Source organism: Paenalcaligenes sp. Me52 (assembly GCF_050487965.1).
Lineage (GTDB): Bacteria > Pseudomonadota > Gammaproteobacteria > Burkholderiales > Burkholderiaceae_B > Paenalcaligenes.
In genome coordinates, this window is record NZ_JBKQFO010000003.1 from 81,500 (window position 1) to 108,078 (window position 26,579).

A 26,579-nucleotide genomic window follows, 5' to 3' on the forward strand; every position below is an offset into this window, starting at 1 on the left:
TCGCTTGCAACGGTTTTTAGTGTGATTGCCGGTGGGAGAATATGAGTACTTCTGCGACTAAGAAAGAGTCATTCCTGCTGTCTCTTTAACAAGCAGCCTTATCGCTAAGAGTAGATAAAAATAGCCAAATACTCCACAGAATGCCACAAGTCCCTCTCACTCAAAAAAGGCTGTAAACCTATCCACATTCCGATCAACCGGGGGACGGAGAGGAAACTTTTTTGATTTGGTGTCTCAAATCACAAAAAGTATTCCTGCAGTCTCCCAGCGTGTGCGATGAATGGATCCTCGGCATGCTCAGCACTAGCTTCCACAACACGTGTGCTATGCATGTCGTAATCATCCATCAGCCATCGCCGCCTGAACAATAAAAAATGGCCCCTACATCAGGAGCCATTTTTACTACTCAGAGGGGAGGGAAACTGCAGTTCTTACTCCGCCCGCATTCCTTCCAATGTTTCCAGCAAAGCATCCAACTCAGCAGTTGGCAGGCTGGCAACTTTTGTGCCCTCTACCACTACCAACGCCTCATCGCCTGCCACGTCAAATTGGCTACGATCATTCAGTGCCGCCAGTGCCTTCTGTGCCATACCGGCCTGACGAGGATCAGCAAACACCTCAGACACCAACAACTCTGTGCCCGCTGCGTCTAGCAAACGGAAGCGGAAACCTTCTTCTTCGCGGAAGCTGACAAAGCGGCCTTTACGTGCTGCTTTCTTTTCAGCAGGTGCAGACACTGCAACACGTTTCGCTTTACGCAAGCCTACGGCATCACGCACTTTTTCCATCAAAGGCTCTGTGTAGCGGCGTGCTTTAGCTGCGCCGGCCAACAGGATGTCTTCGATATCGTCTGGGCGAGACAGTAAGTCTTGGTAATGGTCACGCATAGGTGCCAAGTGATCATTCAGCAAAGTGAACAAGGCATTTTTAGCATCGCCCCAGCCCATGCCGCGCTCTAGCTCTGCTTTCAACGCGGCAGTTTGTGCGTCACTAGCAAAACCTTTGTAGATCTGGAAGATCATGGAAGCATCAGCATCCTTAGGCTCCCCAGGCTGACGGGAATCCGTCACGATGCGCATAATGGCTGCTTTTAATTCAGCTTCGGAGCTTTCAAACAGCGGAATGGTGTTGTCATAGCTCTTGGACATTTTGCGACCATCTAGGCCTGGCAAAATAGCTACGTTTTCAGCAATTTGTACCTCAGGCAGCACAAAGGTTTCACCGTACATGTGGTTGAAACGCTGAGCGATATCACGTGCCATTTCCAAGTGCTGAACTTGATCTCGGCCTACGGGTACTTTGTTCGCGTTAAAAATCAGAATATCGGCAGACATCAATACAGGGTAGCAATACAGCCCCATCGTCACGCCATCATCCAGCTCTATGCCTTTAGCTGCATTTTGATCCTGTGCTGCTTTGTAAGCGTGTGCACGATTCATCAAGCCTTTAGACGTTACACAACTCAACACCCAGTTCAACTCTGGGATTTCAGGAATATCAGACTGACGGTAAAAGGTGGCTTTATCTGTATCCAGACCTGCTGCTAGCCACGTAGCTGCCAACGCTTGGCGCGAACGGGCTACCCGTTCTGGATCATCGCATTTCACCAATGCGTGGTAGTCGGCCATAAAGAAAAATGCATCGTTACCCGTTTGACGACTCATTTGAATCGCAGGTTGGATAGCGCCAGCATAATTTCCCAAATGAGGGATACCCGACGTCGTGATGCCTGTAAGTATACGTGTGCTCATCAGATCAAGACTTTTAAAAACAATTAGTAAATTAGAGGGTCACAGCGCTGCGGCGCTCGGACTCCAGATACTCTTTAGACTGCATTTCAACCAGACGTGAGACAGTACGGTGGAATTCAGATGCCATAGGGCCTTCCACATACAACTCATCTGGATCACATTCTGCCGAGATAATCAGTTTGACTTGGTGGTCATACAACACGTCCACCAACCATGTGAAGCGGCGGGCAGCTGATGCGTCACGCACAGTCATACGCGGCACATCAGACAAAATTACCGTCTGGAAGCGGCTCACCAGATCTAAGTAGTCATTCTGGGAACGCGGCCCTTCACACAACACATCAAAACCGAACCACGCCACACTACCACTGCGGGCAACCATCGGCAAGGTACGATTTTCAATTTCAATGGTGGGTTCCATCGGGGCGGTATCAGACAGTTTGTCGAATACCGACTGCAAGTGCGCACGACTTTCATCGCTCAGAGGCGTGAAATACGCCTTCACTTGCTCTAAGGAACGGCGACGGTAGTCTACCCCTGTATCAATGGTCAACACGCTCATGCGGCTTTTAATCAGCGCAATAGCCGGTAAGATACGATCACGGTGTAAACCATCCGGGTACAAACTATCGGGCGGATAGTTTGAGGTCATCACAAAACACACACCACGCTCGTACAAGCCCAACAGCAATTTATACAGAATCATGGCATCAGCAATGTCTGACACATGGAACTCATCAAAACAAATCAATCTATAACGATCTGCGATGACTTGTGCAACGGCTTCTAAAGGGTCAGTTTGCCCTTTGAAGTTATTCAGTTGTTGATGCACGCTGCGCATAAACTCGTGAAAATGCAGACGTGTTTTACGTTCTATGGGTACGCTGCGATAAAACGCATCCATCAAGAAGCTTTTTCCGCGCCCTACCCCACCCCACAGGTACACGCCTTCAGGTGGAGCTTCTTTGGAAAACCAACGCTTCATCAATGAACGCTGACTACGTTCATAAGCCTGAAGTTCATCGGAAAAGCGTTGTAAGCGATCTATACCCGCCAATTGGGCAGCATCAGCCTCGTAACCACGCTCTGCCAGAGCATCCTTGTAATATTGACGAACAGACATGTAAATGCAGTGAAAACAGTAAAACGACCAGTATAAACCCTTAACTACTACGGGTCTGATCTAAGAAGCATAACGTCGCAACACGCGTACACAGTACGTGACTGACTACAACATTATGACCATAAAAAAAGCAGGCCTAGGCCTGCTTTTTCCTGCACCAAACTTGATTAGAAGTTCAATGCACGTTTGTCCACTGCCAAAGCAGCTTCTTTCAGAGCTTCGGACAATGTTGGGTGAGCATGGCAAATACGTGCGATGTCTTCAGACGCGCCACGGAATTCCATGATAGTCACTGCTTCTGCGATCAGCTCGGAAGCCATAGGACCAACAATGTGTACGCCCAATACTTCGTCTGTTTTCGCATCAGCCAATACTTTCACGAAACCAGTAGTATCGCCCAGCGCACGTGCACGACCGTTAGCCATGAACGGGAAGCTGCCAGCACGGTAGTCGCGGCCTTCTTTTTTCAGTTGCTGCTCAGTTTTACCTACCCAAGAGATTTCTGGGGATGTGTAAATAACCCAAGGCACTGTGTCGAAGTTCACGTGAGGGTGTTGGCCAGAGATACGCTCAGCCACTGCAACACCTTCTTCTTCCGCTTTGTGAGCCAGCATAGGGCCACGTACTACGTCACCCACTGCCCATACGTTAGGCAAGTTGGTCAGGCAGTCGTCGTCTACTACAACGAAACCACGCTCGTCTAGTTTCAGACCTACTGTTTCAGCACCCAGACCATCTGTGTTAGGTACTCGACCAATAGATACGATCAGACGATCTACTTTCAGGGATTGCTCTGCACCAGCAGCATCTTCGTAGCTAACTTCTACGCCTTTGCCTTTGCTATCGATGCCTTTAACTTTGGCACCCATCTGGATGTTCAAGCCTTGTTTGGTCAGCGCTTTCAGGGCCTCTTTAGCCACATCACGGTCAGCAGCAGCCAAGAAATCAGCAGCACCTTCCAAGATTGTTACTTCAGCACCCAGACGACGCCATACGCTACCCAATTCCAGACCGATCACGCCAGCACCAATCACGCCCAGTTTTTTAGGTACGGAAGCGAAACGCAGTGCGCCGTCGTTGGACACTACTTTTTCTTCGTCGAAAGGCAGATCAGGGAACTGACGAGCAGAAGAACCTGTAGCCACAACCACGTGCTTTGCGATCAGCTCTTCAGCATCTTTACCGTCAACTTTAATTGACCAGCCAGCATCTACTTTAGCGTTGAACGCTGCTTTACCGTGGAAGAAGCTAACTTTGTTCTTTTTGAACAGGTACAGGATACCTTGGTTGTTCTGGGTTACGACTGTGTCTTTGCGACCCAGCAATGCGTCCAGTTTCAGGCCCAAACCTTTAACTTCGATACCGTGCTCGGCAAAGTGTTTGCCAGCTTGTTCGTAGTGTTCGGAAGACTGCAACAGTGCTTTGGAAGGGATACAACCTACGTTGGTGCATGTACCGCCAGGAGCAGCTTTACCACTTGCATCGCTCCATGCATCCACACACGCTACTGACATACCCAGCTGGGCAACACGGATCGCTGCAATGTACCCACCAGGACCAGCACCAATCACTACTACATCAAATTGTTTTGCCATTTTCTTACCTTTAGCTTTTTCGTGCAGCTCAACAGTAGCCCTTGTACACACAAACAGGACTGGAGCTCTTCATTGCGAAGTACTGCACTGAAAATAAGACCGGCCAGATACGATGCGCATCTGGCCGAACCATTAAAACATGATCAAAGACCCGATGCTAGATTAAATATCCAGCAACAAACGCTGAGGATCTTCCAGCGCTTCTTTCATGGTGACCAAGGCCAGAACAGCTTCGCGGCCATCAATGATGCGGTGATCGTAGGACATTGCCAGGTAGTTCATTGGACGAATAACGATCTGACCATTTTCAACCACTGCACGCTCTTTAGTAGCATGGATACCCAAGATAGCGGACTGAGGTGGGTTGATGATTGGTGTGGACAACATAGAACCGAATACACCACCGTTAGAGATGGAGAAGGTACCACCAGTCAACTCTTCCAGAGTCAGTTTGCCATCACGAGCACGTGTACCGAAGTCAGCGATTTGCTGTTCGATTTCGGCGATGCTCAGTTGGTCAGCGTTACGCAGAATAGGTACAACCAAACCACGCGGGCTACCTACAGCGATACCAATATCAAAGTAACCGTGGTAGATGATGTCTTTGCCATCAACCGAAGCGTTGATGATAGGGTATTTTTTCAGCGCGGCAACAGCTGCTTTCACGAAGAAAGAAGTGAAGCCCAGTTTCACGCCGTGTTCTTTCTCGAACACGTCTTTGTACTGTTTACGCAGATCCATCACAGCCTGCATGTTCACTTCGTTGAACGTAGTCAGGATGGCGTTTTCTTGTTGAGATTGCAGCAGACGCTCAGCAACACGAGCACGCAGACGGCTCATAGGCACGCGTTGTTCTGGGCGGCCATCTAAAGACACACCGATAGGAGCAGCAGGAGCAGCAGCTTTTTGTGTGCTACCAGCTTGTGCGTTTACGGCGTCTTCTTTGGTTACGCGACCACCACGACCGGAACCCGCAACGTTTTCAACTTCCAGACCTTTTTCAGCCAGGATTTTTGCAGCAGCTGGAGAAGCAGCAGCAATCGTTGTGGATTTTTCTGCAGGCGCAGCGGCTGGTGCAGCAGCAGGAGCTGGTGCAGCTTCAGCTTTAGGAGCTGCAGCTGCTGTAGCGGCTGTATCGATACGAGCCAATACTTCACCAGCCAATACTGTAGCGCCGTCACCTTTAACGATCTCTACCAGCACGCCAGCAGCAGGAGCTGGAACTTCCAATACTACTTTGTCAGTTTCAACGTCGATCAGAATTTCGTCGGCGCTAACAGCTTCACCTGGTTGCTTTTTCCACTCAAGCAAGGAGGCTTCAGAAACAGACTCAGACAGCTGAGGAACTACAACTTCGATAATAGACATAATATTTTCTTTCCGTAAATGTGTGTATTTGCTAAAAGTGGTCCCGCTTACTTAACCAGCGAGAAGCCCTTGATACGTGGTGAAAAGGCTTGCTCAAGCAAGGCTTTATGTTGTTCTTGGTGTTTAGCCAAGTAACCCACTGCAGGCGAGGCTGATGCGGGGCGACCTGCATAGCTCAACTTCTGACCTTCAGCCATATTTTCAATCAGGTGATGCTGTATGTAGAACCAAGCACCTTGGTTCTGAGGCTCATCTTGCACCCAAACCACTTCTTTCAGGTTGGGGTACTGCTGCACAACCGATTGGAAAGATTTATGTGCAAATGGGTACAGCTGTTCTACACGAACAACCGCTACGTCACCGCGTTGCAGTGCTTCACGCTCAGCAACCAAGTCGTAGTACACCTTACCCGAACACACCAACAAACGTGTTACGTCTGCTGATTTGATGTCCTCGTTTACTTCGGCAATGATAGGCTGGAATTTGCTGCCTTCAGACAAATCACTCAATGGCGAAGTCGCTGCTTTGTTACGCAGCAAGGACTTAGGTGTAAACAGCACCAGCGGTTTACGGAAAGGACGAATCATCTGGCGACGCAGTACGTGGAAAATCTGCGCACCAGTTGTGGGTTGAACCACTTGAATATTGTTATCAGCGCACGACTGTAAGAAACGCTCAATACGTGCAGAGGAGTGCTCTGGACCTTGGCCTTCGTAGCCGTGTGGCAGCATCATGGTCAAACCACAATGACGGCCCCATTTTGCTTCGCCGGAGCTGATGAACTGGTCGATTACCACTTGGGCACCGTTCACGAAGTCACCAAACTGTGCTTCCCAGATCGTCAGAATGTTAGGCTCAGCAGAAGCGTAACCGTATTCAAACGCCAATACTGCCTCTTCAGACAATACGGAGTCGATCACCAAGAAAGAGGCTTGGTTTTCGGAAATATTTTGCAGAGGAATGTATGTACCATCATCCCAACGCTCACGTTTTTGATCGTGCCATACGGAATGACGGTGGCTAAACGTACCACGGCCAGAATCTTGACCGGTAATACGCACAGCGTAACCAGTGTTCACCAGCGACGCAAAAGCCAAGTGCTCACCCATACCCCAGTCTACGTTCATTTCGCCACGAACCATCGCACGACGGTCGTTCAACAAACGGTTAACCAGAGAGTGTACGGTGAAGCCTTCAGGTACTTCAGTGATGCGCTCACCCAAACGTTTCAATTCAGCCAGAGGCAAGCCGGTATCAGCTTGATCTGTCCATTTAGCGCTCAGGAATGGAGACCAGTCGGTGGAGTACTTGTTTTTGTAGTCTGTTAATACAGGCTCAACAGTACGCTTACCGTCTTCCATCAATTGACGGTAGGCTTTCACCATGTCTTCTGTTTCTTCATCGGACAGCACGTTCTGGGCTACCAGTTTCTCAGCGTACAGTTTACGTGTACCTGGGTGCTTACCAATGCTCTTGTACATCAGCGGCTGTGTCAGTGCTGGTGTATCTTGTTCGTTGTGGCCCAGTTTACGGAAACACACAATATCAACCACTACGTCGTGGCGGAATTGTTTGCGGTAATCCAATGCCAGACGTGTTACGAACACGACAGCTTCTGGATCATCACCGTTTACGTGGAACACAGGCGCTTCGATCATTTTCACTACATCTGTACAGTACAGCGTAGAGCGCGCATCGCGTGGATCAGAAGTGGTGAAACCAATCTGGTTATTAATAACGATATGCAATGTACCGCCGGTACCGTAACCACGTGTTTGGGCCAGGTTCAGCGTTTCCATTACTACACCTTGACCAGCAAACGCTGCGTCACCGTGTACCAGTACTGGCAATACTTGTTCACCTGTCGCATCACCGCGACGGTCTTGACGAGCACGAGTACTACCCTCGACCACTGGGTTAACAATTTCCAAGTGGGATGGGTTAAAGGCTAGAGACAAGTGAATTGGGCCACCACGAGTGGACAAGTCACTTGAGAAACCGTTGTGGTATTTCACGTCACCGTCGGTCAGACCTTCGGTGTAACGACCTTCAAACTCAGCAAACAAATCACCAGGCATTTTGCCCATGATGTTTACCAGCATGTTCAGCCTGCCGCGGTGAGCCATACCCACTACGATTTCCTGAATGCCGTTGTCACCAGCGTGGTTCACGACTTCGTCCATGGAAGCGATGAAGCTTTCACCACCTTCCAACGAGAATCGTTTTTGACCTACGTATTTGGTGTGCAAGAAACGCTCTAAACCTTCTGCTTCAGTGAGCTGCTGCAGAATATTGCGTTTTTCGTCAGTATTGAATTCAAAGGAGCCATGCACGGATTCCAGACGCTCTTGTATCCAACGTTTGGCTACAGGGTCAGAGATGTGCATGAACTCAGCACCAATGGACTGACAATAGGTGTCACGCAATGCTTTGAGCAAGTCGCGCAAAGTCATTGTCACATTGGTAGTGAAGTATGTGTTGGTGGCCGAGTAAACCTGATCTAGATCAGCTTCGGTCAAACCATAAAAAGAAGGATCTAACTCTGCAAAGCTCACACGTTCGGTGCGTTTCAGAGGATCCAACATGGCCAGCCTTACGCCCAAAGAGCGGTAAGCGGCGATCAGCGATTGTACCGATACCTGCTTAGCGGCAACACTCAAGTCCACTGAAGGAATGCGGGCAGCCAAAGCATTAGCTTTAGCACGCTGTGCAAAAGATTCTACGATTGGAGCGTGTGCTTGGTCACGTGTATGTTCACGACCATCGGTTGCTGGCAGATGCTGCAACTGGTCGAAATAATCACGCCATTCACCAGGCACCGCAGTGGGGTTGTCCAGATAAATCTCGTACAAATCTTCTACGTAGGCAGCGTTGCTACCAAAAAGATAGGACGTGGACAGCAATTCTAGTTGCGATGATGACATTATATGCTTCACCTGTCCGAGTGTTTCACTCGTAATGAGATGCAGGAATACCTTCCGCGATCACGGCCACGCCGTATAGCGGATAGCAGAGCAGAAGGCTACTTAACTACTTAACGCCTTTAAACAAGCCGTATGTAATTTAGTATACATGTCAGCATTCAACTGTGCACATTGGCCACTTGAAAACCCTTAGCCAGAGCCACTTTGTTGCGCATACGCCAAAAAAATCAGGTCCACTTGGTACAATGTAGGCCTGCAATTTTGTAGAGCCACTTGGTTCTACAGGTGCTTTTTGTTCCCGCCACGCTTCAATACTTTTTCTATGTTGCGTTGCGACATGCATTACTTTGCACATTCACGCTATAACATGCAATTCACCGTAATTTGCCTGATGAACAAAAAGAGCAAATCGATTTTAGCTTTTACACAGATAGATATCCCGCAGGAGCACATCAACAATGGTTGCCAAAGCAGATCTGGCCAAAATGGCGCTGGATTACCACGCTTACCCTACACCCGGAAAAATTTCGGTTACTCCTACTAAGCCTCTGGCGAATCAAGACGACTTGTCTCTTGCTTACTCCCCTGGCGTTGCTGAAGCATGTATGGCTATTCATGCAGACGGTAACGAAGCAGCAGCTAAGTACACGTCCCGCGCCAACCTGGTAGGTGTGATCAGCAACGGTACCGCTGTACTAGGCCTAGGCAATATCGGCCCACTGGCATCCAAGCCTGTGATGGAAGGTAAAGGCTGCCTGTTCAAAAAATTTGCTGGCATCGATGTGTTCGACATCGAGTTGGCTGAAAACGACCCACAAAAACTGGTAGATATTATTGCTGCCATGGAGCCCACTCTGGGCGGCGTAAACCTGGAAGATATTAAAGCACCAGAGTGCTTCTACATCGAAACAGAACTGCGCAAACGCATGAAGATTCCTGTCTTCCACGATGACCAGCACGGTACCGCTATTATTTCTACCGCTGCGATTGTTAACGGCTTGAAAGTTGTTAACAAGAAAATCGAAGATGTAAAACTGGTATGTTCTGGCGCTGGCGCTGCTGCGATTGCTTGCTTGAACTTGCTGGTAAGCCTGGGCCTGCCACGCGAGCACATTTATGTGGCTGACTCCCGCGGCATCATCTGGAAAGGCCGTGAAGAGAACATGGAGCCAAGCAAGGCCCAATACGCTCAAGAAACAGACTACCGCACATTGGCTGACGCTATTGTGGACGCAGACGTATTCTTGGGTTGTTCCGCCGCTGGCGCATTGACACCAGCCATGCTGAAAAGCATGGGCACACAGCCGCTGATTCTGGCCTTGGCTAACCCTGAGCCTGAAATCCGCCCTGAGTTGGCTAAAGAAACACGCCCAGACTGCATTATCGCTACAGGCCGTTCCGACTACCCTAACCAGGTAAATAACGTTCTGTGCTTCCCCTTCATTTTCCGTGGCGCACTGGATTGCGGTGCAAGCGTCATTAACGAAGAAATGAAGCTGGCTTGCGTAAAAGCGATTGCAGAACTTGCTGAAGCCGAGATTTACGATGACAGCGAACTAAGCTTTGGCCCTGACTACATTATTCCTCGTCCATTTGATCCTCGTTTGCTGGCACATATTGCCCCTATCGTGGCTCAAGCGGCAATGGACTCTGGTGTAGCAACACGCCCTATTGCTGACATGGAAGCCTACCGTCAGAAACTGATTGCGATGACCTATCGCTCCGGTCCTCTGATGCGCCCACTGTTCATGCAAGCAAAGCAAGAGCCTAAACGCGTTATTTACGCTGACGGTGAAGATGAGCGCGTATTGCGTGCAGTGCAATCGGCTGTAGACGAGCGCATCGCCAAACCAATTCTGGTTGGTCGCCCTTCTGTAATCGAAATGCGCATCAAACGTTTTGGTCTGCGTCTGCAACCTGGCGTGAACGTGGAAATTGTTGATCCAGAAAACGACGATCGTTTCAACGAAACATGGACCAGCTACTACCAACAACGTGCACGCTTCGGTGTAACACCTGAAGTAGCTAAAGCGACTATCCGCAAAAACAACACCTTGATTGGTGCCATGTTGCTGGAACGCGGTGATGCTGATGCCATGCTGTGCGGTGTAACCTCACCATTCATCAATGAGCTGAACCACATTGAAAATGTGATTGGTCTGCAAGAAGGTGCTACGACTTTCGCCGCCATGAACGCTTTGGTTCTGCCTACACAAACCTTGTTCATTTGCGATACACACGTGAACGAGAACCCTAGCGCAGAACAAATCGCCAACATGACTATTCTGGCTGCACATGAAGTTCGTCGCTTTGGCGTAGAACCTCGCGTTGCTCTGTTGTCGCACTCCAACTTTGGTAGCCGCGATAACGTATCATCCAGAAAAATGGCTGAGGCTCGTCGTCTACTGGCTGAAATGGCACCTGAATTGGAAGTTGATGGCGAAATGCATGCAGACTCCGCACTGGATGACAGCGTACGTTTCAAAGCCTTCCCAGACAGCACACTGAAAGCGCCTGCAAACCTGCTGATCACTCCTAACTTGGATGCGGGTAACATTACCTACAACATCCTGAAAGTGACTGGTAGCGGCGGCGTAGCAATGGGCCCAATCCTGCTGGGTGCAAAACGCCCAGTACACATCCTGACCACTAGCGCTAGCGTACGTCGTATTTTGAACATGACTGCTATCGCTGTGTTGGATGCAATGGAAGAAGCAGAACAAGCGAACTAAAAAATAACGCGACACTGCTACAAGCAAAACACCCCCTCACTCACATGAGGGGGTGTTTTTTATGCCTATTCATAATATTGTTTTTGTTCTATAGCCTAGTTGCTTGCTTAAGCCTTTTTGTGGTTCTTTAGCTTGAACTGCTCTACAACGCAGCAAGCGCATCCAGCACTGCCACGCTACCCCTGTCGAATAGCCACAAAAAAACCCAACCGTTCAATAACGATTGGGTTCATTCCTTCAGAGCTGCTATCTAATAAGCTATTAGATGTTGCGCTCTGTTTCGCCTGTGTACAACTGGCGAGGACGGCCAATTTTGTAGCCTGGATCGGAGATCATTTCATCCCACTGAGAGATCCAACCTACTGTACGTGCCAATGCGAAAATGGCAGTAAACAACGGAGTAGGAATACCAATAGCGCGCTGTACGATTCCGGAATAGAAATCTACGTTCGGATACAGTTTACGCTCAACAAAGTATGGGTCTTCCAGAGCAATACGCTCCAATTCCATTGCCAGCTTGAACAGAGGATCGTTTTCCAGACCTAAAGCAGCCAACACTTCTTTGCATGTCTCTTGCATCAACTTGGCGCGTGGATCGTAGTTTTTGTAAACACGGTGACCAAAGCCCATCAGACGCACGCCTGAATTTTTGTCTTTGACCTTTTCCATGAATTCGCCAACTTTCTCTACACCACCGTTAGCTTGCAATTCTTCTAACATGTTCAAGCATGCTTCGTTAGCGCCACCGTGAGCAGGACCCCACAAGCAAGCTACACCAGAAGCAATCGCTGCAAATGGGTTAGTGCCTGAAGAACCGCACAGACGTACTGTGGAGGTAGAAGCGTTTTGCTCGTGTTCTGCGTGCAGAATGAAGATACGATCCAATGCGCGCTCTACCACTTCGTTTACTTGGTAGTCATCGCAAGGTGTACCGAACATCATGCGCAAGAAGTTACCTGTGTAGCTCAAGTCATTGCGTGGGTACATCAAAGGTTGACCCAATGTGTACTTGTGCGCCATAGCTACCAGCGTTGGCATTTTCGCGATCAAACGGATAGCGGAAATACGACGGTGCTCAGGATTAGTGATGTCAGTGGAATCGTGATAGAAAGCCGACATGGCACCAACCAAACCGGTCAGAATAGCCATAGGGTGCGCATCACGACGGAAGCCATGCAGGAATGTCTGCATTTGCTCTTGAACCATCGTGTGGTGTGTCACCAGCCAGTCAAAATCAGTTTTCTGTTTTTCATCAGGCAATTCGCCGTTCAGAATCAAATAGCAAACATCTAAGAAGTTGCAGTTCTGAGCCAATTGCTCGATTGGGTAGCCGCGGTACATCAGCTTGCCCTGATCCCCATCGATGTAAGTGATCGCGGACTCACAAGAGGCCGTTGCCATAAAACCCGGATCATAGGTAAACATACCTGTAGAACCGTACAGTTTACGGATATCGATTACGTCAGGACCCACCGTCCCTTTGTATACGGGAAACTCTACCGAAGGACTTCCATCGGAAAACGATAGTGTCGCTTTCTTATCAGACAGTTGCATCACATATCTTCCTCAAAAATTACAGCTCACGAATCTGAGCTACCAAACGCCGAATATCGGTCGTGTCATACTGGCCCTCAACTTCTTTTCGGGCCAGTAAAACATCGAGTAATTCCGTGTCATCCATTTCAAACAGAAGCGTTAGAGCAGAAACGTCAACGTCAGTTAGAGTCTCTTCATAACGATCCAGAAACTTGGTCACCATCAAATCGTTTTCAAGCAAACCTCGGCGTGCTCTCCAACGTAGGCGAGCGCGTTCTAACTGCGTTAACGTTCTCATTTCTACTCCTTACACGCTGCGGCGAACCAGCATTTCTTTGATTTTGCCGATGGCTTGTGTTGGGTTCAGGCCCTTAGGACATACGTCCGCACAATTCATGATGGTATGGCAACGGAACAAACGGTATGGATCTTCAAGGTTGTCCAGACGCTCAGCTGTTGCCTCGTCACGAGAGTCGGCAATAAAGCGGTACGCCTGCAGCAACCCTGCTGGACCCACAAACTTATCAGGGTTCCACCAGAACGATGGGCATGATGTGGAACAACACGCGCACAGAATACATTCGTAAACACCGTCAATCTCTTCACGAGCTTCTGGTGATTGCAAACGTTCTTTTTCTGGCGGTGGTGTTTCGTTGATCAAGTACGGCTTGATAGAGTGGTACTGATCAAAGAAGTTAGTCATATCCACGATCAGATCCCGAATGACTGGCAAGCCAGGCAATGGGCGCAGAACAATAGGTTGTTTCAAATCGTTCAAGTTAGTTGTACAGGCCAAACCATTCTTGCCGTTGATGTTCATGGCATCAGAGCCACAAACGCCTTCGCGGCAAGAACGACGAATAGCCAAGCTGTCGTCTACATCGTTTTTGATGCGCACGATAGCGTCCAACAACATCTTGTCGGTGGGCTGGAGGGTAACCTCCAGCTTTTGCATGTAGGGGCGCTCGTCCTTATCAGGATCGTAGCGATAAATTTCGAATTTGATAGTCCGTGTTTTACTCATGACAGCGTCCTGATTAGAAGGTACGTGGCTTAGGCGGAATAGTTTCGGCCGTTAGGGGTTTCATCTGAACTGGTTTGTAGTCCAGACGGCTGCCATCGGCATACCACAAGGTATGGCGCAACCAGTTCTCGTCATCACGCTCAGGGAAATCGTTCAGTGCGTGAGCACCACGACTTTCTGTGCGGTTGGCAGCAGAACGGGTTGTGGCACGAGCCACTTCAATCATGTTGGACACTTCCAGCGCTTCAATACGTGCTGTATTGAATACTTTGGATTTATCCTTAAAGTAAATACCGTTAACTTCTGGCACCATCTCTTCGATCAGGCGCTCGCCCTCTTTCAGCAAGTCCATAGTACGGAACACGCCGCAGTGAGCTTGCATGATGGTACGCATTTTGCCAGCCACATCTTGAGCTTTTTCGCCCGACGTACGGCTTTCCAGGTGCTCAACACGTGACACAGAGTAGTCGATAGCAGATTCTGGAATCTCTTGATGGCTGTGCTCTTTTTCTGGGTGGGAATCCACAATGTGGTTACCAGCCGCACGACCAAATACGATCAGATCCAGCAAGGAGTTAGTACCCAAACGGTTCGCACCGTGTACGGACGTTGCCGCACACTCACCTACTGCGTACAGACCATTAACAACTTTGGTCTCGCCATTTTTGTAATCAACAACTTGGCCGTAGTAGTTAGTAGGAATACCGCCCATCTGATAGTGAATGGTAGGCACAACTGGGATTGGATCTTTGATTGGATCAACGTTCGCGAATTTGATAGAAATTTCACGAATGGATGGCAGACGTTTCTTAATAACATCTTCACCCAGGTGATCCAGTTTCAGAACCACGTAGCTACCATCACCACAACCACGACCTTCTTTGATCTCTTGGTCCATAGAACGGGACACGAAGTCACGAGGAGCCAAGTCTTTCAGGTTAGGTGCGTAACGTTCCATGAAGCGCTCGCCGTCTTTATTCAGCAAGATACCGCCTTCACCACGCACACCCTCAGTGATCAGCACGCCAGCGCCAGCCACACCAGTTGGGTGGAATTGCCAGAACTCCATGTCTTCCAGAGCCAGGCCTGCACGAGCAGCCATACCCAGACCGTCACCAGTGTTGATGAAGGCGTTAGTGGAAGCACCCCAGATACGACCCGCACCACCAGTCGCCAACACAGTACGTTTGGCTTCCAGCACGAACATCTCGCCGGTTTCCATTTCCAGTGCAGTAACACCCAGCACATCGCCAGCTTCGTTACGCAACAGGTCTAGAGCCATCCACTCAACGAAGAAGTTGGTGCGAGAAGCTACGTTTTGTTGGTACAACGTGTGCAACATCGCGTGGCCAGTACGGTCAGCAGCGGCACAGGCACGTTGAACAGGTTTCTCACCAAAGTTAGCAGTGTGACCACCGAAAGGACGCTGGTAAATAGTACCGTTAGCGTTACGGTCAAACGGCATACCAAAGTGTTCTAGTTCGTATACAGCGTTAGGCGCTTCACGGCACATGAACTCAATAGCATCTTGGTCACCCAGCCAGTCCGAACCTTTAACGGTATCGTACATGTGCCATTGCCAATGATCTTCGCTCATGTTACCCAGCGAGGCACTTACCCCACCTTGAGCAGCAACAGTATGAGAGCGTGTTGGGAAAACCTTAGACAACACAGCCACAGACAGACCGGCACGAGCCAGCTGCAACGAACAACGCATGCCAGCACCGCCGGCACCTACCACCACCACATCGAACTGGCGGCGAGGTAATGATTTATGAATAGCAGCCACGGCTTACAGGCTCCAGATAATTTGTGCAAAGAAAATGATGGATGCTACCAACCACAAAATGGTCAGGACTTGCAAAGTCAGACGCAAGCCAGTGGGCTTAACGTAATCCATCCAGATGTCACGTACGCCAATCCAAGCGTGCCATGCCAGAGACATAAAGAACAGGCTTGATAGCAATTGACCCAAAGGCAGTCCACCTACCTTGAATGCAAACAGGCTACGCCAGGACTGGTAATCCAAAGGCATGTTTACCAACAGACCTACCAAAAACACCAGGGTATAGATGATCATGATCACAGCGGTGACACGCTGGATAATGAAATCGAATGTCCCGTAGTGGGCGCCCACTACCAGACGATGTTGCCCAACTCGTTCTGGACTCGCCATTACCATGCTCCAAACAGTTTCAAACCGAACACAACCGTCAAAGCAAGGCTGACGATGATGACAGACGCAGCCGTTTTACAGGCGCTATATTTATCTATACCTTTGCCCAGATCCAGTGCCAGGTAACGAATACCAGCACAGAAGTGGTGCAAGTAACCCCAGATCAAGACCAGCAATACTAGTTTGAACAGTGGGTGACCTACGTAGGCGCCGATCTGGTTGAACCCTGCTTCGGAACCCAAGCTAGCTGCCAGCAAAGGCAGAAGCACTACTGGTAGGCTCAAGAACAGCAGAGCGCCGCTAATGCGGTGCAGAATGGAGGTTTTGGCCGCCAACGGTAAGCGGTATGACAATATCTGCGGTATGCCGATATTGCGATACTCCGGACGCGGTTTGGATGCGGTATCAGACATTATGGCCTCTATAAAAACAAAATGAGTGCATCGTTACGTGAAGATTATAGTTTTAGTATTTTCGCCTATTTACTTCGCAAAGCGCCAGACTTGACGCAAACAAAGATCAATTCAGCAAGTTTCGGTAGTGGAATCGGTCCGTTATATACAACCCTCTACGTACTTCCATAGGACGGTCACCATAGGTATAGGCTACCCGTTCAACTTGCAACAGGGGCGATCCCTCTGTTACGCCCAGGTGCTCAGCGGCCTCTGCACTGGCAGCCACTGCTCGTATAGATTCATCGGCGCGCACCATACTGACGCCAAACCCGCTTTCGAACCAGGCATACATGGGGCGTTTATTCGCCGCCACACTCTCGGCGGTTACACCTTTAAAGGCGGAGCCTGGTAGCCAGATATCATCCAAAATCGTTGGCATACCGTCGAAAGACAAGACGCGTCGTACGTTAACGACCACATCAGCTGTACGTAAACCTAAGAGCACAGCGATATCGGCAGGCGCCTTAATACGCGAGCACCCTAAAATCACGCTGCTGGTCGCAGGCTGGTGCCCGTCGTCGGGCGTCAAACGCAGGAAACGGTAACGTACTTTGGCTTCGTGGTGAGTGGACACAAAAGTGCCCTTACCTTGACGGCGTATCAACAAGTTATCGGCCGCCAGTTCATCAATCGCCTTGCGTACTGTGCCTTGGCTGACCTGATAACGAGCCGCTAAATCGAATTCGCTGGGGATAGCCTCGCCGGGCTTCCACTCACCTCTATCAAGACTTTGTAATAACAAAGCCTTGATCTGCTGGTATAACGGACTATACGCCGCACTGGCAGCATTTCGTTCCGACACCAACAAGCGTTCGGGTGTAGCAATGGGTTCTGTCATAAGCCTGCTAGCCGGTTACTTGAAAAGTTAGCGACCGCGCACAAGAATTTAAACTGTCCATATTTTCGCACGCTATACAGAATCTGTCTAACACTCTTCTGTCTTATATAAGATATAAGAGATTTGACTAGCCCCCCATTTTGGTCTAGTGTTCGCACCATGGAGTCTCTGTTCTGAGCCACATCAAAAATCACATGCATTTTTAGGTTTCAGCAGAGCAAACTGGCAGTACACTAGTTTCCAAGCACACTGTTTTTCCAACCCAACTGGAGTCAACTCTCATGTCCAAACCCGCAATGCGCGTTGCCGTTACCGGCGCCGCAGGCCAGATCGGTTACGCACTACTGTTCCGCATCGCTTCAGGCGAAATGCTGGGCAAAGACCAACCCGTTATTCTGCAATTGCTGGAAATCCCAGACGAAAAAGCTCAGAAAGCCCTGCAAGGCGTCATGATGGAGCTGGACGACTGCGCATTCCCTCTGTTGCAAAGCATGACTGCTCACAGCGATCCACGTACTGCATTCAAAGATGCTGACGTTGCTCTGCTGGTTGGCGCTCGTCCTCGTGGCCCAGGCATGGAGCGTAAAGATCTACTGAGCGTGAACGCGAAGATCTTCACCGAGCAAGGCCGTGCACTGAACGATGTTGCTAGCCGCAATGTAAAAGTATTGGTTGTAGGTAACCCTGCTAACACCAACGCTTACATCGCTATGAAATCCGCACCGGATCTGCCAGCGAAAAACTTTACAGCTATGCTGCGTCTGGATCACAACCGTGCGTTGTCTCAATTGGCTCAGAAAGCCAACATCGCTGTTGCTGATATAGAGAACCTGATTGTGTGGGGCAACCACTCCCCAACCATGTACCCAGATATCCGCTTTGCTACCGTTAACGGTGAATCGTTGGAACAAAAAATCAACGACCAAGAATGGAACCGTGACACCTTTATTCCTAAAGTGGGTAAACGTGGCGCCGCCATTATTGAAGCGCGTGGCCTGTCCTCCGCTGCTTCCGCTGCTAACGCTGCAATTGACCACGTACGCGACTGGGTACTGGGCAGCAATGGCAAATGGGTAACAATGGGCGTACCTTCTGATGGTTCCTACGGCATTCCTGAAGGCATCATCTACGGTGTACCAGTGACAACAGAAAACGGCGAATACACACGTGTTGCCGGCTTGGAAATCGATGCATTCTCTCGTGAACGCATGGACTTCACTCTGAACGAGTTGCTGGAAGAGCGCGACGGCGTGAAAGACTTACTGGCGTAAGACTTTAGAACAAGGCCTGCTATATGCAGGCCTTGTTTTTATGTATGCTAACTACACCAACCACACTTTTCACACCCATCGCAACAGGATTACCAACACTCGTTTAGAAACATTTTCCGGAGAAGTTCATGCACACCCTCGCTTCTACTGGCTCGCTGTTTCGCCACCCCCGCAGCAACAACGCTTCGTCTTACTCCCCGGCTACTTCTAGCCCCCTTACTGCATCTAGTTCGCACCACCTTTTACTCACCTGCCCCATTTTTCTGCCTGCAGGTTTCTTGATTCCGCACTGTCACCCACCCGACTTATTGCGCTCAGCACTCATCGCCTGAGCAACGCTATAACACGCCCTTGTTTTTCGTAGCAACGCGCATGACGCATGGGCACAGCCTATAGTCATCACACACGAAATGGCGCACTAGAGTTTTACAGTCACCCTTACCATTTTTGCGCCCAAAACCCCTGCTGCTGTTTACACCTATCACGGCACCAGAACACGATGATCAACCTTATGCACAACATGAGGCGTTGGCTCGTGTATAGGCAATCACACCTTTGAATGTCCACGTTACAACAACCAAGCAGTTCAAAAGGAGACAAACATGGCAACAACACGACGCACCGCATCCAAAAGATCAGCAAAAGCGACGGAGCCCATCACAACGACCGCACCTACCCCTAAACCCAAAAAGTCGGTTGCACTATCTGGCATTGTTGCCGGCGACACCGCACTTTGCACGGTAGGCCGTAGCGGTAATGATTTGCACTATAGAGGCTACGATATTTTGGATATCGCACACACCTGCGAATTCGAAGAGATTGCCCACCTACTCATTCACGGTAAGCTGCCTACGCGCCCTGAGCTCAAGACTTATAAAGACAAGCTACGCCGCTTGCGTGGTTTACCTGCTGCGCTAGTCACAGTACTGGAGACCCTGCCGCCCGCGAGTCACCCCATGGATGTGATGCGCACAGCGGTCTCGGTATTAGGGTGTGTATTACCCGAAAAAGATGACCACAACCTGCCAGACGCCCGCGATATTGCTGATCACCTGGTCGCCAATCTAGGCTCTGCCCTGCTCTACTGGTATCACTTCAGTCATAACGGTTGCTCTATCACGCTACAGACTGATGACGACAGCATAGGCGGACACTTTCTGCATTTACTGCACGGCCAAAAACCCTCAGACGACTGGGTACGTGCCATGCACACCTCGCTGATTTTGTATGCCGAACACGAATTTAATGCCTCCACCTTCACCAGCCGCGTAATTGCCAGCACCGGCTCAGATATGTACTCCGCCATCACTGGTGCTATTGGTGCGCTGCGCGGCCCCAAACATGGTGGCGCTAACGAAGTGGCGTTCGAAATTCAGAAACGCTACAGCAACCCTGACGAGGCAGAAGCCGATATACGTAGGCGCGTGGAAAACAAAGAAGTGATTATTGGTTTTGGCCACCCGGTGTACACCGTTGCTGACCCACGCAACCAAATCATCAAAGAAGTGGCATACAAACTGTCCAAAAAGCAAAACAGCACAAAAATGTATGACATTGCCGAACGCTTAGAAACGGTGATGTGGGATGCCAAAAAGATGTTCCCCAACTTGGACTGGTTCTCGGCTGTGTCGTACCACATGATGGGTGTACCCACCGCCATGTTCACTCCGTTGTTTGTGCTCGCTCGTACCGCAGGATGGGCTGCACACATCATAGAACAACGTATTGATAACAAAATCATTCGCCCCACAGCCAATTATGTAGGCCCTGAAGACCTGAAATTCGTCCCTATTAACCGTCGCACCTAACTCTGGAGCCGCTTGTTATGTCTGCACCCATTTCCAACATTCGCCCTGAGGCGGATCAGGTTTTAGTCGATATTGCTGATTACGTTCTGAATTACGAGATCAAGAGCACGCTAGCTTACGAGACAGCACGCAACTGCCTAATGGATACCTTAGGTTGCGGGTTAGAGTCTTTAGAATACCCCGCTTGCCGAAAACTATTAGGGCCTATTATTCCCGGCACTATTGTTCCTAATGGCGCTAAAGTGCCTGGCACTCAGTTTCAACTTGACCCCGTGCAAGCCGCTTTCAACATAGGTGCCATGATACGTTGGCTGGATTTCAACGACACATGGCTGGCCGCCGAATGGGGACACCCGTCTGACAACCTAGGCGGGATTCTGGCTACTGCTGATTGGCTATCACGCAATGCCGTAGCCGTAGGCAAACCAGCGCTTACTATGCGTGATGTTTTAACAGCCATGATCAAAGCCCACGAGATTCAGGGCTGCATCGCGCTAGAGAACTCGTTTAACAAAGTAGGCTTAGATCACGTTGTTTTGGTCAAAGTAGCCTCCACTGCCGTAGTCGCCCACATGCTGGGACTAAACCGTGATGAAATCATCAATGCACTGTCATTAGCATGGGTAGACGGCCAAAGCCTGCGTACCTACCGGCACTCACCCAATACTGGCAGCCGAAAAAGCTGGGCAGCAGGCGATGCCACCAGTCGTGCGGTGCGTTTAGCCTTAATCGCCAAAACGGGGGAAATGGGCTACCCCTCTGTGCTGTCTGCCAAAACCTGGGGCTTTTACGACGTGTTATTCAAAGGCAAGCCCTTCGCCTTCCAACGCCCCTATGGCAGCTATGTGATGGAAAACGTGCTGTTTAAGATTTCCTTTCCTGCTGAGTTCCACTCACAAACAGCGGTGGAATGCGCCATGAGCATACACAAGCAGTTAAAAGCACTAGAAAAAACCGCAGAAGATATCAAGAAAATCACCATACGCACCCATGAGGCGTGCATACGCATCATCGACAAAAAGGGACCGCTTAATAACCCTGCTGACCGCGATCACTGCATACAGTACATGGTTGCTGTGCCGATTTTATTTGGCAGACTCACCGCTGCTGACTACGAGGATCACATCGCTAGCGACCCACGCATTGACACCCTGCGCGACAAAATGGTTTGCATTGAGGATCAGGCCTTTACGGCGGATTACCATGATCCCGAAAAACGCTCTATCGCCAATGCCTTAACCGTTGAGTTTAACGATGGCAGCAAGCTAGATGAAATCGTCTGCGAATACCCTATTGGGCATAAGCGTCGCCGAGCTGATGGCATACCTTTACTGGAAGCAAAATTCCGCACCAACTTAGCGCGCATTTTTCCTAGCAAGCAACAACAGCGAATTTTGGAGGTATCACTGGACCAAAAAGCACTAGAAAACATGTCCGTACATGAGTACGTAGACATGTATGTGATTTAAGGCCTACGCAAAGGTCTGAAAATAGTCGGCGTTACGAGACCTATCTTTTCCTCGTAACGCCTTATTTTCTATAGCGATACGCCATAGCAAACTCATCTATAATCACTACAAAACGTTACCACTTCTACTGCGCTACGCTGCTGTTACAACAGCCATGTTACAGTCGTCAAACCACTGACTTTTTCCCTGTATCAACATGCGTAATGTCACTCATAACACCGCCGAACAACGTTTCGAAATTTTAGAAGATTCGTATCTGTGCACGCTTGAATATCAGCTACGGGATAACACTCTGACCATTACACACACAGTTGTCCCTCGTGCAGTTGGTGGCAAAGGCATCGCCGGCGAATTAGTGAAAGCCGCGCTGAATTACGCCCGAGAGCAACAGCTACGCGTTATACCGCAATGCAGTTATGCCGCGGTTTATGTACAGCGCCACCCTGAATACCAAGATCTTGTGTTGTAAAGCAAACAAGCGCATATCAGAAGTCTTATGTCTTATATAAGACCATTGCGTTGAACCCTGCTTCCACCTACAATAGAGGCATTACAAGCCTCTTGTCCCACCCTTTACTTAAATAGGCCTGCAACATGCTGGATTCTTATCGCCAACACGTTGCCGAACGCGCCGCGTTGGGCATCCCCCCACTGCCGCTAACGGCACAACAAACTGCTGATCTGATCGAACTGATCAAAAACCCTCCTGCTGGCCAGGAAGAATTTTTGCTGGACTTGATCACCCACCGCGTACCAGCGGGTGTGGACGATGCCGCTAAAGTTAAAGCCTCTTACCTTGCAGCCGTTGCATTTGGCTCCGAAAGCAACCCGCTTTTCGATCGCAAACGCGCCTGTGAGCTGCTGGGCACCATGCTGGGTGGCTACAACATTGCTCCATTGCTGCAATTGCTGGATGACGCCGAACTGGCTCCTACCGCAGCTGAAGCACTGAAACACACATTGCTGATGTTCGACGCTTTCCACGACGTGAAAGAAAAAGCCGACAAAGGCAACAAATTTGCTCAAGAAGTGCTACAGAGCTGGGCTGACGCTGAGTGGTTCACTAGCCGCCCTGAAGTACCTGAAAGCATGACCGTGACAGTATTCAAAGTCACTGGCGAAACCAACACTGACGACTTGTCTCCTGCACCTGATGCTTGGAGCCGTCCTGATATTCCTCTGCATGCATTGGCCATGCTGAAAAACCCACGTCCAGGTATTACTCCTGACGAGCCAGGTAAAGTGGGCCCCATCCAGTTCTTGGAGTCCTTGAAAGAAAAAGGTCACCAGATCGCTTACGTGGGTGACGTAGTTGGTACAGGTTCTTCCCGTAAATCGGCTACGAACTCCGTACTGTGGTTCACAGGCGATGACATCCCATTCGTTCCTAACAAACGCTTTGGTGGCGTATGTTTGGGCAGCAAAATTGCACCTATCTTCTACAACACCATGGAAGATGCTGGCGCGCTGCCTATCGAGTTGGACGTTTCCAAAATGGAAATGGGAGATGTAGTTGAACTGCGTCCTTACGAAGGCAAAGCCTTGAAAAACGGTGAAGTTATCGCCGAATTCAAAGTGAAATCCGACGTATTGTTTGACGAAGTACGTGCAGGTGGTCGTATTCCTCTGATCATCGGTCGTGGTCTAACTACACGTGCTCGTGAAGCACTGGGCTTGCCAGCAACTGATTTGTTCCGTCTGCCACAAGCTCCTGTAGACAGCGGCAAAGGTTTCTCCTTGGCACAGAAAATGGTTGGTCGCGCATGCGGTCTGCCAGAAAACCAAGGTATTCGTCCAGGTACATACTGCGAACCTCGCATGACTACCGTTGGTAGCCAAGATACAACTGGCCCAATGACTCGTGACGAGCTGAAAGATTTGGCTTGCTTGGGCTTCTCTGCTGACTTGGTGATGCAGTCCTTCTGCCACACAGCTGCGTATCCAAAACCTGTAGACGTAAAAACTCACCACGAATTGCCTGATTTCATCAGCACACGTGGCGGTGTATCTCTGCGTCCAGGTGATGGTGTGATTCACTCGTGGTTGAACCGTATGTTGCTGCCTGACACCGTTGGTACAGGCGGTGACTCCCACACACGTTTCCCTATTGGTATCAGCTTCCCAGCAGGTTCCGGTCTGGTAGCGTTCGCGGCAGCTACAGGTGTAATGCCTTTGGATATGCCTGAGTCCGTATTGGTACGTTTCAGCGGCAAAATGCAGCCTGGCGTGACACTGCGCGACTTGGTTAACGCCATTCCTTTCTACGCCATCAAGCAAGGTCTGTTGACAGTAGAAAAAGCCGGCAAGATCAATATTTTCTCTGGCCGTATTCTGGAAATCGAAGGTTTGCCTAACCTGAAAGTTGAGCAAGCATTTGAATTGTCCGATGCATCCGCTGAGCGCTCCGCTGCAGCATGTACCGTACGTCTGGACAAAGAGCCTATCATCGAATACCTGAACAGCAACATCACACTGTTGAAGTGGATGATTGCTAACGGTTACGAAGATGAACGCACATTGGCCCGTCGTATCCAGAACATGGAAAGCTGGTTGGCTAACCCTGAATTGATGGAACCTGATGCAGACGCTGAATACGCAGCTGTGATCGACATCAACATGTCCGAAATTCACGAGCCTATCGTTGCTTGCCCTAACGATCCTGATGATGTGAAAACACTGTCAGACGTATCCGGCACAGCCATTGATGAAGTGTTTATCGGTAGCTGCATGACCAACATTGGTCACTTCCGTGCCGCGTCCAAATTATTGGAAGGCAAACGTGACATCCCTACCCGTCTGTGGATTGCACCTCCTACCAAAATGGATCAGGCTCAGTTGACAGAAGAAGGCCACTATGGCGTTCTGGGTACGGCTGGTGCTCGTATGGAAATGCCAGGTTGCTCGCTGTGTATGGGTAACCAAGCTCAAGTACGTGAAGGTGCAACAGTAATGTCCACCAGTACACGTAACTTCCCTAACCGTTTGGGTAAAAACTCCAACGTGTTCTTGGGTTCTGCTGAGCTGGCCGCTGTATGTTCCCGTCTGGGCCGCATTCCTTCCCGTGAGGAATACTTGGCTGATATGGGTATCTTGGAAAAAGACAGCGACAAGATCTACCATTACTTGAACTTCGACCAAATCGAAGAGTACAAGGAAATTGCTGACTCCGTCGGCATTTAAGCAACACACTTGCTCTAAAGTGTACAGAGGGGCTGCATTTATGCAGCCCCTCTGTTTGTGTTCTGTCACAAGACAGCCTACACGCACTACTTCAAGGGTAAACTGATTCTATTGTTACCGGTCTCATACTTTTGGCATGCATCCATCCTTGTTACCTGACTATCAGCATCTGCATTCACATGCCCAACGCTTGTTGCAGTGTGCGGATGCACTCAGCCACTCTGTGTCCAAAGTAGAAGACTCCTACTGGGAACACATGGCCGAACAATGCATAGAAACACTGCTGCTTTCTGACGAAAGCTCTATTATTGAACAGCTGTTTCAATACCTGAATGAGCACCAGCTAACTGAGCATTTGGAAATCATCGCCAGCCTGCTTGAGGGTTGCAGCGAATCCATCTCGCTAGAAGATGCCCAAGGGCAGCGCTACGATGCACTGCTCATCAGCATCCCTATTACGGCATGGACTCGCTACAGCCTACCTGAAGGCCCTATGGATTCCGAGCTTACCCACGCTTTGGAACAACAGTTGCATCAGCACGTGTTGGCTCCCAAAGTGCGTGTAGCATTGCACCCAGAACTGCTTTGTTTTGAGGATGTGCCCCACAACTTGCACCAAGCGCGTCAGTTGTTGGAGTCATTAGCCAAACAAGCATTAGGGCTGCACGGAAAATCCACCACCAAACTGCCCCCACGGTCACAGCACCCTACACTGCTAGCGGATGCTCGATTTGTGTTGGCGGTAATTGCGGCCCCCTCTGGTTTGCCGCTCTTTGCATGGCAACAAAGTAAAGAACGCGCGCTCACCAAACAAGTAGCCATCCTCAACACATGGCAACAACACAGCCAAGAGCTTTTTGCTGGACTCTTTACTGGCTGCCAAACCGAGTACTGGCTGCCTAATGCCTTCCACGCCAATAACCGCGTAGCTGAGCAGCATTTGCGCCCGCTGAATCTCAAAGCTACGGTGACATGGCTACAAACCGTTGCCCAAGTTCCTAAAGGGCAACTCACTGCCATACTCGCGGCATGTGGGCAGGAACAGATAGAAGAATATCGTATTGGTTTCTGCGTGACCGATAGCGATGTAGTCATACATGGCTGCATCTGGCCTTTGCTAGATCCCGACGATCAATCAGACACGCTAGCTCAAATCAGTGAACTGCTTAAAGAGCTAGACAGTGGCGACGTATTATTGCTGCCCGGCCTCTACGAGCCCGAGTTCTGCGACGACTGCGAAACCCCCTACTTTCCCAATCCGGATGCCCAGTTAGTGCACCCGGAATTCCCTGAACAAATAGATTCAGATCCTCCGCTTTTACATTAATA

Annotated in this window: 20 protein-coding genes; 8 read left to right on the forward strand and 12 right to left on the reverse strand. The window is 49.7% G+C overall.

The features are described from left to right. Window positions 1–431 precede the first annotated feature (431 nt). The 5 genes from ACLO87_RS14730 to ACLO87_RS14750 form a co-directional block, all read right to left on the reverse strand. Window positions 432–1,751 carry a tryptophan--tRNA ligase gene (locus ACLO87_RS14730; RefSeq protein ID WP_135865548.1) on the reverse strand — a complete coding sequence of 440 codons (1,320 nt, stop codon included), beginning with the start codon at window positions 1,749–1,751 and terminating at the stop codon, window positions 432–434. A 31-nt stretch (window positions 1,752–1,782) separates the two neighbouring features. Beyond that, window positions 1,783–2,874: a cell division protein ZapE gene (gene zapE, locus ACLO87_RS14735; protein WP_430224100.1), complete on the reverse strand. Its 1,092-nt coding sequence runs from the start codon at window positions 2,872–2,874 to the stop codon at window positions 1,783–1,785. A 167-nt stretch (window positions 2,875–3,041) separates the two neighbouring features. Then, window positions 3,042–4,469 carry a dihydrolipoyl dehydrogenase gene (gene lpdA, locus ACLO87_RS14740; RefSeq protein ID WP_430224101.1) on the reverse strand — a complete coding sequence of 476 codons (1,428 nt, stop codon included), beginning with the start codon at window positions 4,467–4,469 and terminating at the stop codon, window positions 3,042–3,044. Window positions 4,470–4,631: 162 nt separating this feature from the next. Next, the gene (odhB, locus tag ACLO87_RS14745) at window positions 4,632–5,837 is read right to left on the reverse strand and encodes a 2-oxoglutarate dehydrogenase complex dihydrolipoyllysine-residue succinyltransferase (RefSeq protein ID WP_430224102.1); all 1,206 of its coding nucleotides are present in this window, start codon (window positions 5,835–5,837) and stop codon (window positions 4,632–4,634) included. Window positions 5,838–5,884: 47 nt separating this feature from the next. Beyond that, the gene (locus ACLO87_RS14750; protein WP_430224103.1) at window positions 5,885–8,761 is read right to left on the reverse strand and encodes a 2-oxoglutarate dehydrogenase E1 component; all 2,877 of its coding nucleotides are present in this window, start codon (window positions 8,759–8,761) and stop codon (window positions 5,885–5,887) included. 458 nt (window positions 8,762–9,219) lie between these two features. Here ACLO87_RS14750 and ACLO87_RS14755 point away from each other — a divergent pair, with 458 nt between their 5' ends. After that, complete coding sequence (locus tag ACLO87_RS14755; RefSeq protein WP_430224104.1) at window positions 9,220–11,493, forward strand: NADP-dependent malic enzyme; 2,274 nt, start codon at window positions 9,220–9,222, stop codon at window positions 11,491–11,493. A gap of 261 nt (window positions 11,494–11,754) precedes the next feature. Here the strand turns inward: ACLO87_RS14755 and gltA are convergent, their stop codons facing one another. From gltA to ACLO87_RS14790, 7 genes are all read right to left on the reverse strand, one after another. Next, the gene (gene gltA / locus ACLO87_RS14760) at window positions 11,755–13,047 is read right to left on the reverse strand and encodes a citrate synthase (protein WP_135865731.1); all 1,293 of its coding nucleotides are present in this window, start codon (window positions 13,045–13,047) and stop codon (window positions 11,755–11,757) included. Window positions 13,048–13,066: 19 nt separating this feature from the next. After that, window positions 13,067–13,327: a succinate dehydrogenase assembly factor 2 gene (locus ACLO87_RS14765; protein WP_135865733.1), complete on the reverse strand. Its 261-nt coding sequence runs from the start codon at window positions 13,325–13,327 to the stop codon at window positions 13,067–13,069. 9 nt (window positions 13,328–13,336) lie between these two features. Continuing rightward, window positions 13,337–14,053 carry a succinate dehydrogenase iron-sulfur subunit gene (locus tag ACLO87_RS14770; protein ID WP_135865735.1) on the reverse strand — a complete coding sequence of 239 codons (717 nt, stop codon included), beginning with the start codon at window positions 14,051–14,053 and terminating at the stop codon, window positions 13,337–13,339. A gap of 13 nt (window positions 14,054–14,066) precedes the next feature. Next, the gene (gene sdhA / locus ACLO87_RS14775) at window positions 14,067–15,770 is read right to left on the reverse strand and encodes a succinate dehydrogenase flavoprotein subunit (protein ID WP_430224291.1); all 1,704 of its coding nucleotides are present in this window, start codon (window positions 15,768–15,770) and stop codon (window positions 14,067–14,069) included. A gap of 75 nt (window positions 15,771–15,845) precedes the next feature. Continuing rightward, entirely contained in the window at window positions 15,846–16,229 is a 384-nt protein-coding gene (gene sdhD / locus ACLO87_RS14780; RefSeq protein WP_135865739.1) for a succinate dehydrogenase, hydrophobic membrane anchor protein, read from the reverse strand. Continuing rightward, the gene (gene sdhC, locus ACLO87_RS14785; RefSeq protein ID WP_135865740.1) at window positions 16,229–16,642 is read right to left on the reverse strand and encodes a succinate dehydrogenase, cytochrome b556 subunit; all 414 of its coding nucleotides are present in this window, start codon (window positions 16,640–16,642) and stop codon (window positions 16,229–16,231) included. Before sdhC ends, sdhD begins: the two co-directional genes overlap by 1 nt. Before the next feature lie 106 nt (window positions 16,643–16,748). Next, on the reverse strand, window positions 16,749–17,522 hold the full coding sequence (locus tag ACLO87_RS14790) for a GntR family transcriptional regulator (RefSeq protein WP_135865742.1): 774 nt from the start codon (window positions 17,520–17,522) through the stop codon (window positions 16,749–16,751). Between the two features lie 281 nt (window positions 17,523–17,803). Here ACLO87_RS14790 and ACLO87_RS14795 point away from each other — a divergent pair, with 281 nt between their 5' ends. The 7 genes from ACLO87_RS14795 to ACLO87_RS14825 all read left to right on the forward strand — a co-directional run bounded on the left by ACLO87_RS14795 (window position 17,804) and on the right by ACLO87_RS14825 (window position 26,577). Then, a complete protein-coding gene (locus ACLO87_RS14795) occupies window positions 17,804–18,793 on the forward strand; it encodes a malate dehydrogenase (protein ID WP_430224106.1) in 990 nt (329 codons plus the stop codon). A gap of 128 nt (window positions 18,794–18,921) precedes the next feature. After that, window positions 18,922–19,125, forward strand: a complete 204-nt coding sequence (locus ACLO87_RS14800) for a hypothetical protein (RefSeq protein ID WP_430224107.1) — start codon at window positions 18,922–18,924, stop codon at window positions 19,123–19,125. Between the two features lie 270 nt (window positions 19,126–19,395). Next, entirely contained in the window at window positions 19,396–20,601 is a 1,206-nt protein-coding gene (prpC, locus tag ACLO87_RS14805; RefSeq protein ID WP_430224108.1) for a bifunctional 2-methylcitrate synthase/citrate synthase, read from the forward strand. A gap of 17 nt (window positions 20,602–20,618) precedes the next feature. After that, complete coding sequence (locus tag ACLO87_RS14810) at window positions 20,619–22,070, forward strand: bifunctional 2-methylcitrate dehydratase/aconitate hydratase (RefSeq protein WP_430224109.1); 1,452 nt, start codon at window positions 20,619–20,621, stop codon at window positions 22,068–22,070. A gap of 196 nt (window positions 22,071–22,266) precedes the next feature. Continuing rightward, window positions 22,267–22,539 carry a GNAT family N-acetyltransferase gene (locus tag ACLO87_RS14815; protein WP_135865688.1) on the forward strand — a complete coding sequence of 91 codons (273 nt, stop codon included), beginning with the start codon at window positions 22,267–22,269 and terminating at the stop codon, window positions 22,537–22,539. A gap of 125 nt (window positions 22,540–22,664) precedes the next feature. Further along, entirely contained in the window at window positions 22,665–25,250 is a 2,586-nt protein-coding gene (acnB, locus tag ACLO87_RS14820; RefSeq protein WP_135865686.1) for a bifunctional aconitate hydratase 2/2-methylisocitrate dehydratase, read from the forward strand. Between the two features lie 136 nt (window positions 25,251–25,386). Next, window positions 25,387–26,577: a DUF2863 family protein gene (locus tag ACLO87_RS14825; RefSeq protein ID WP_430224110.1), complete on the forward strand. Its 1,191-nt coding sequence runs from the start codon at window positions 25,387–25,389 to the stop codon at window positions 26,575–26,577. Window positions 26,578–26,579 lie beyond the last annotated feature (2 nt).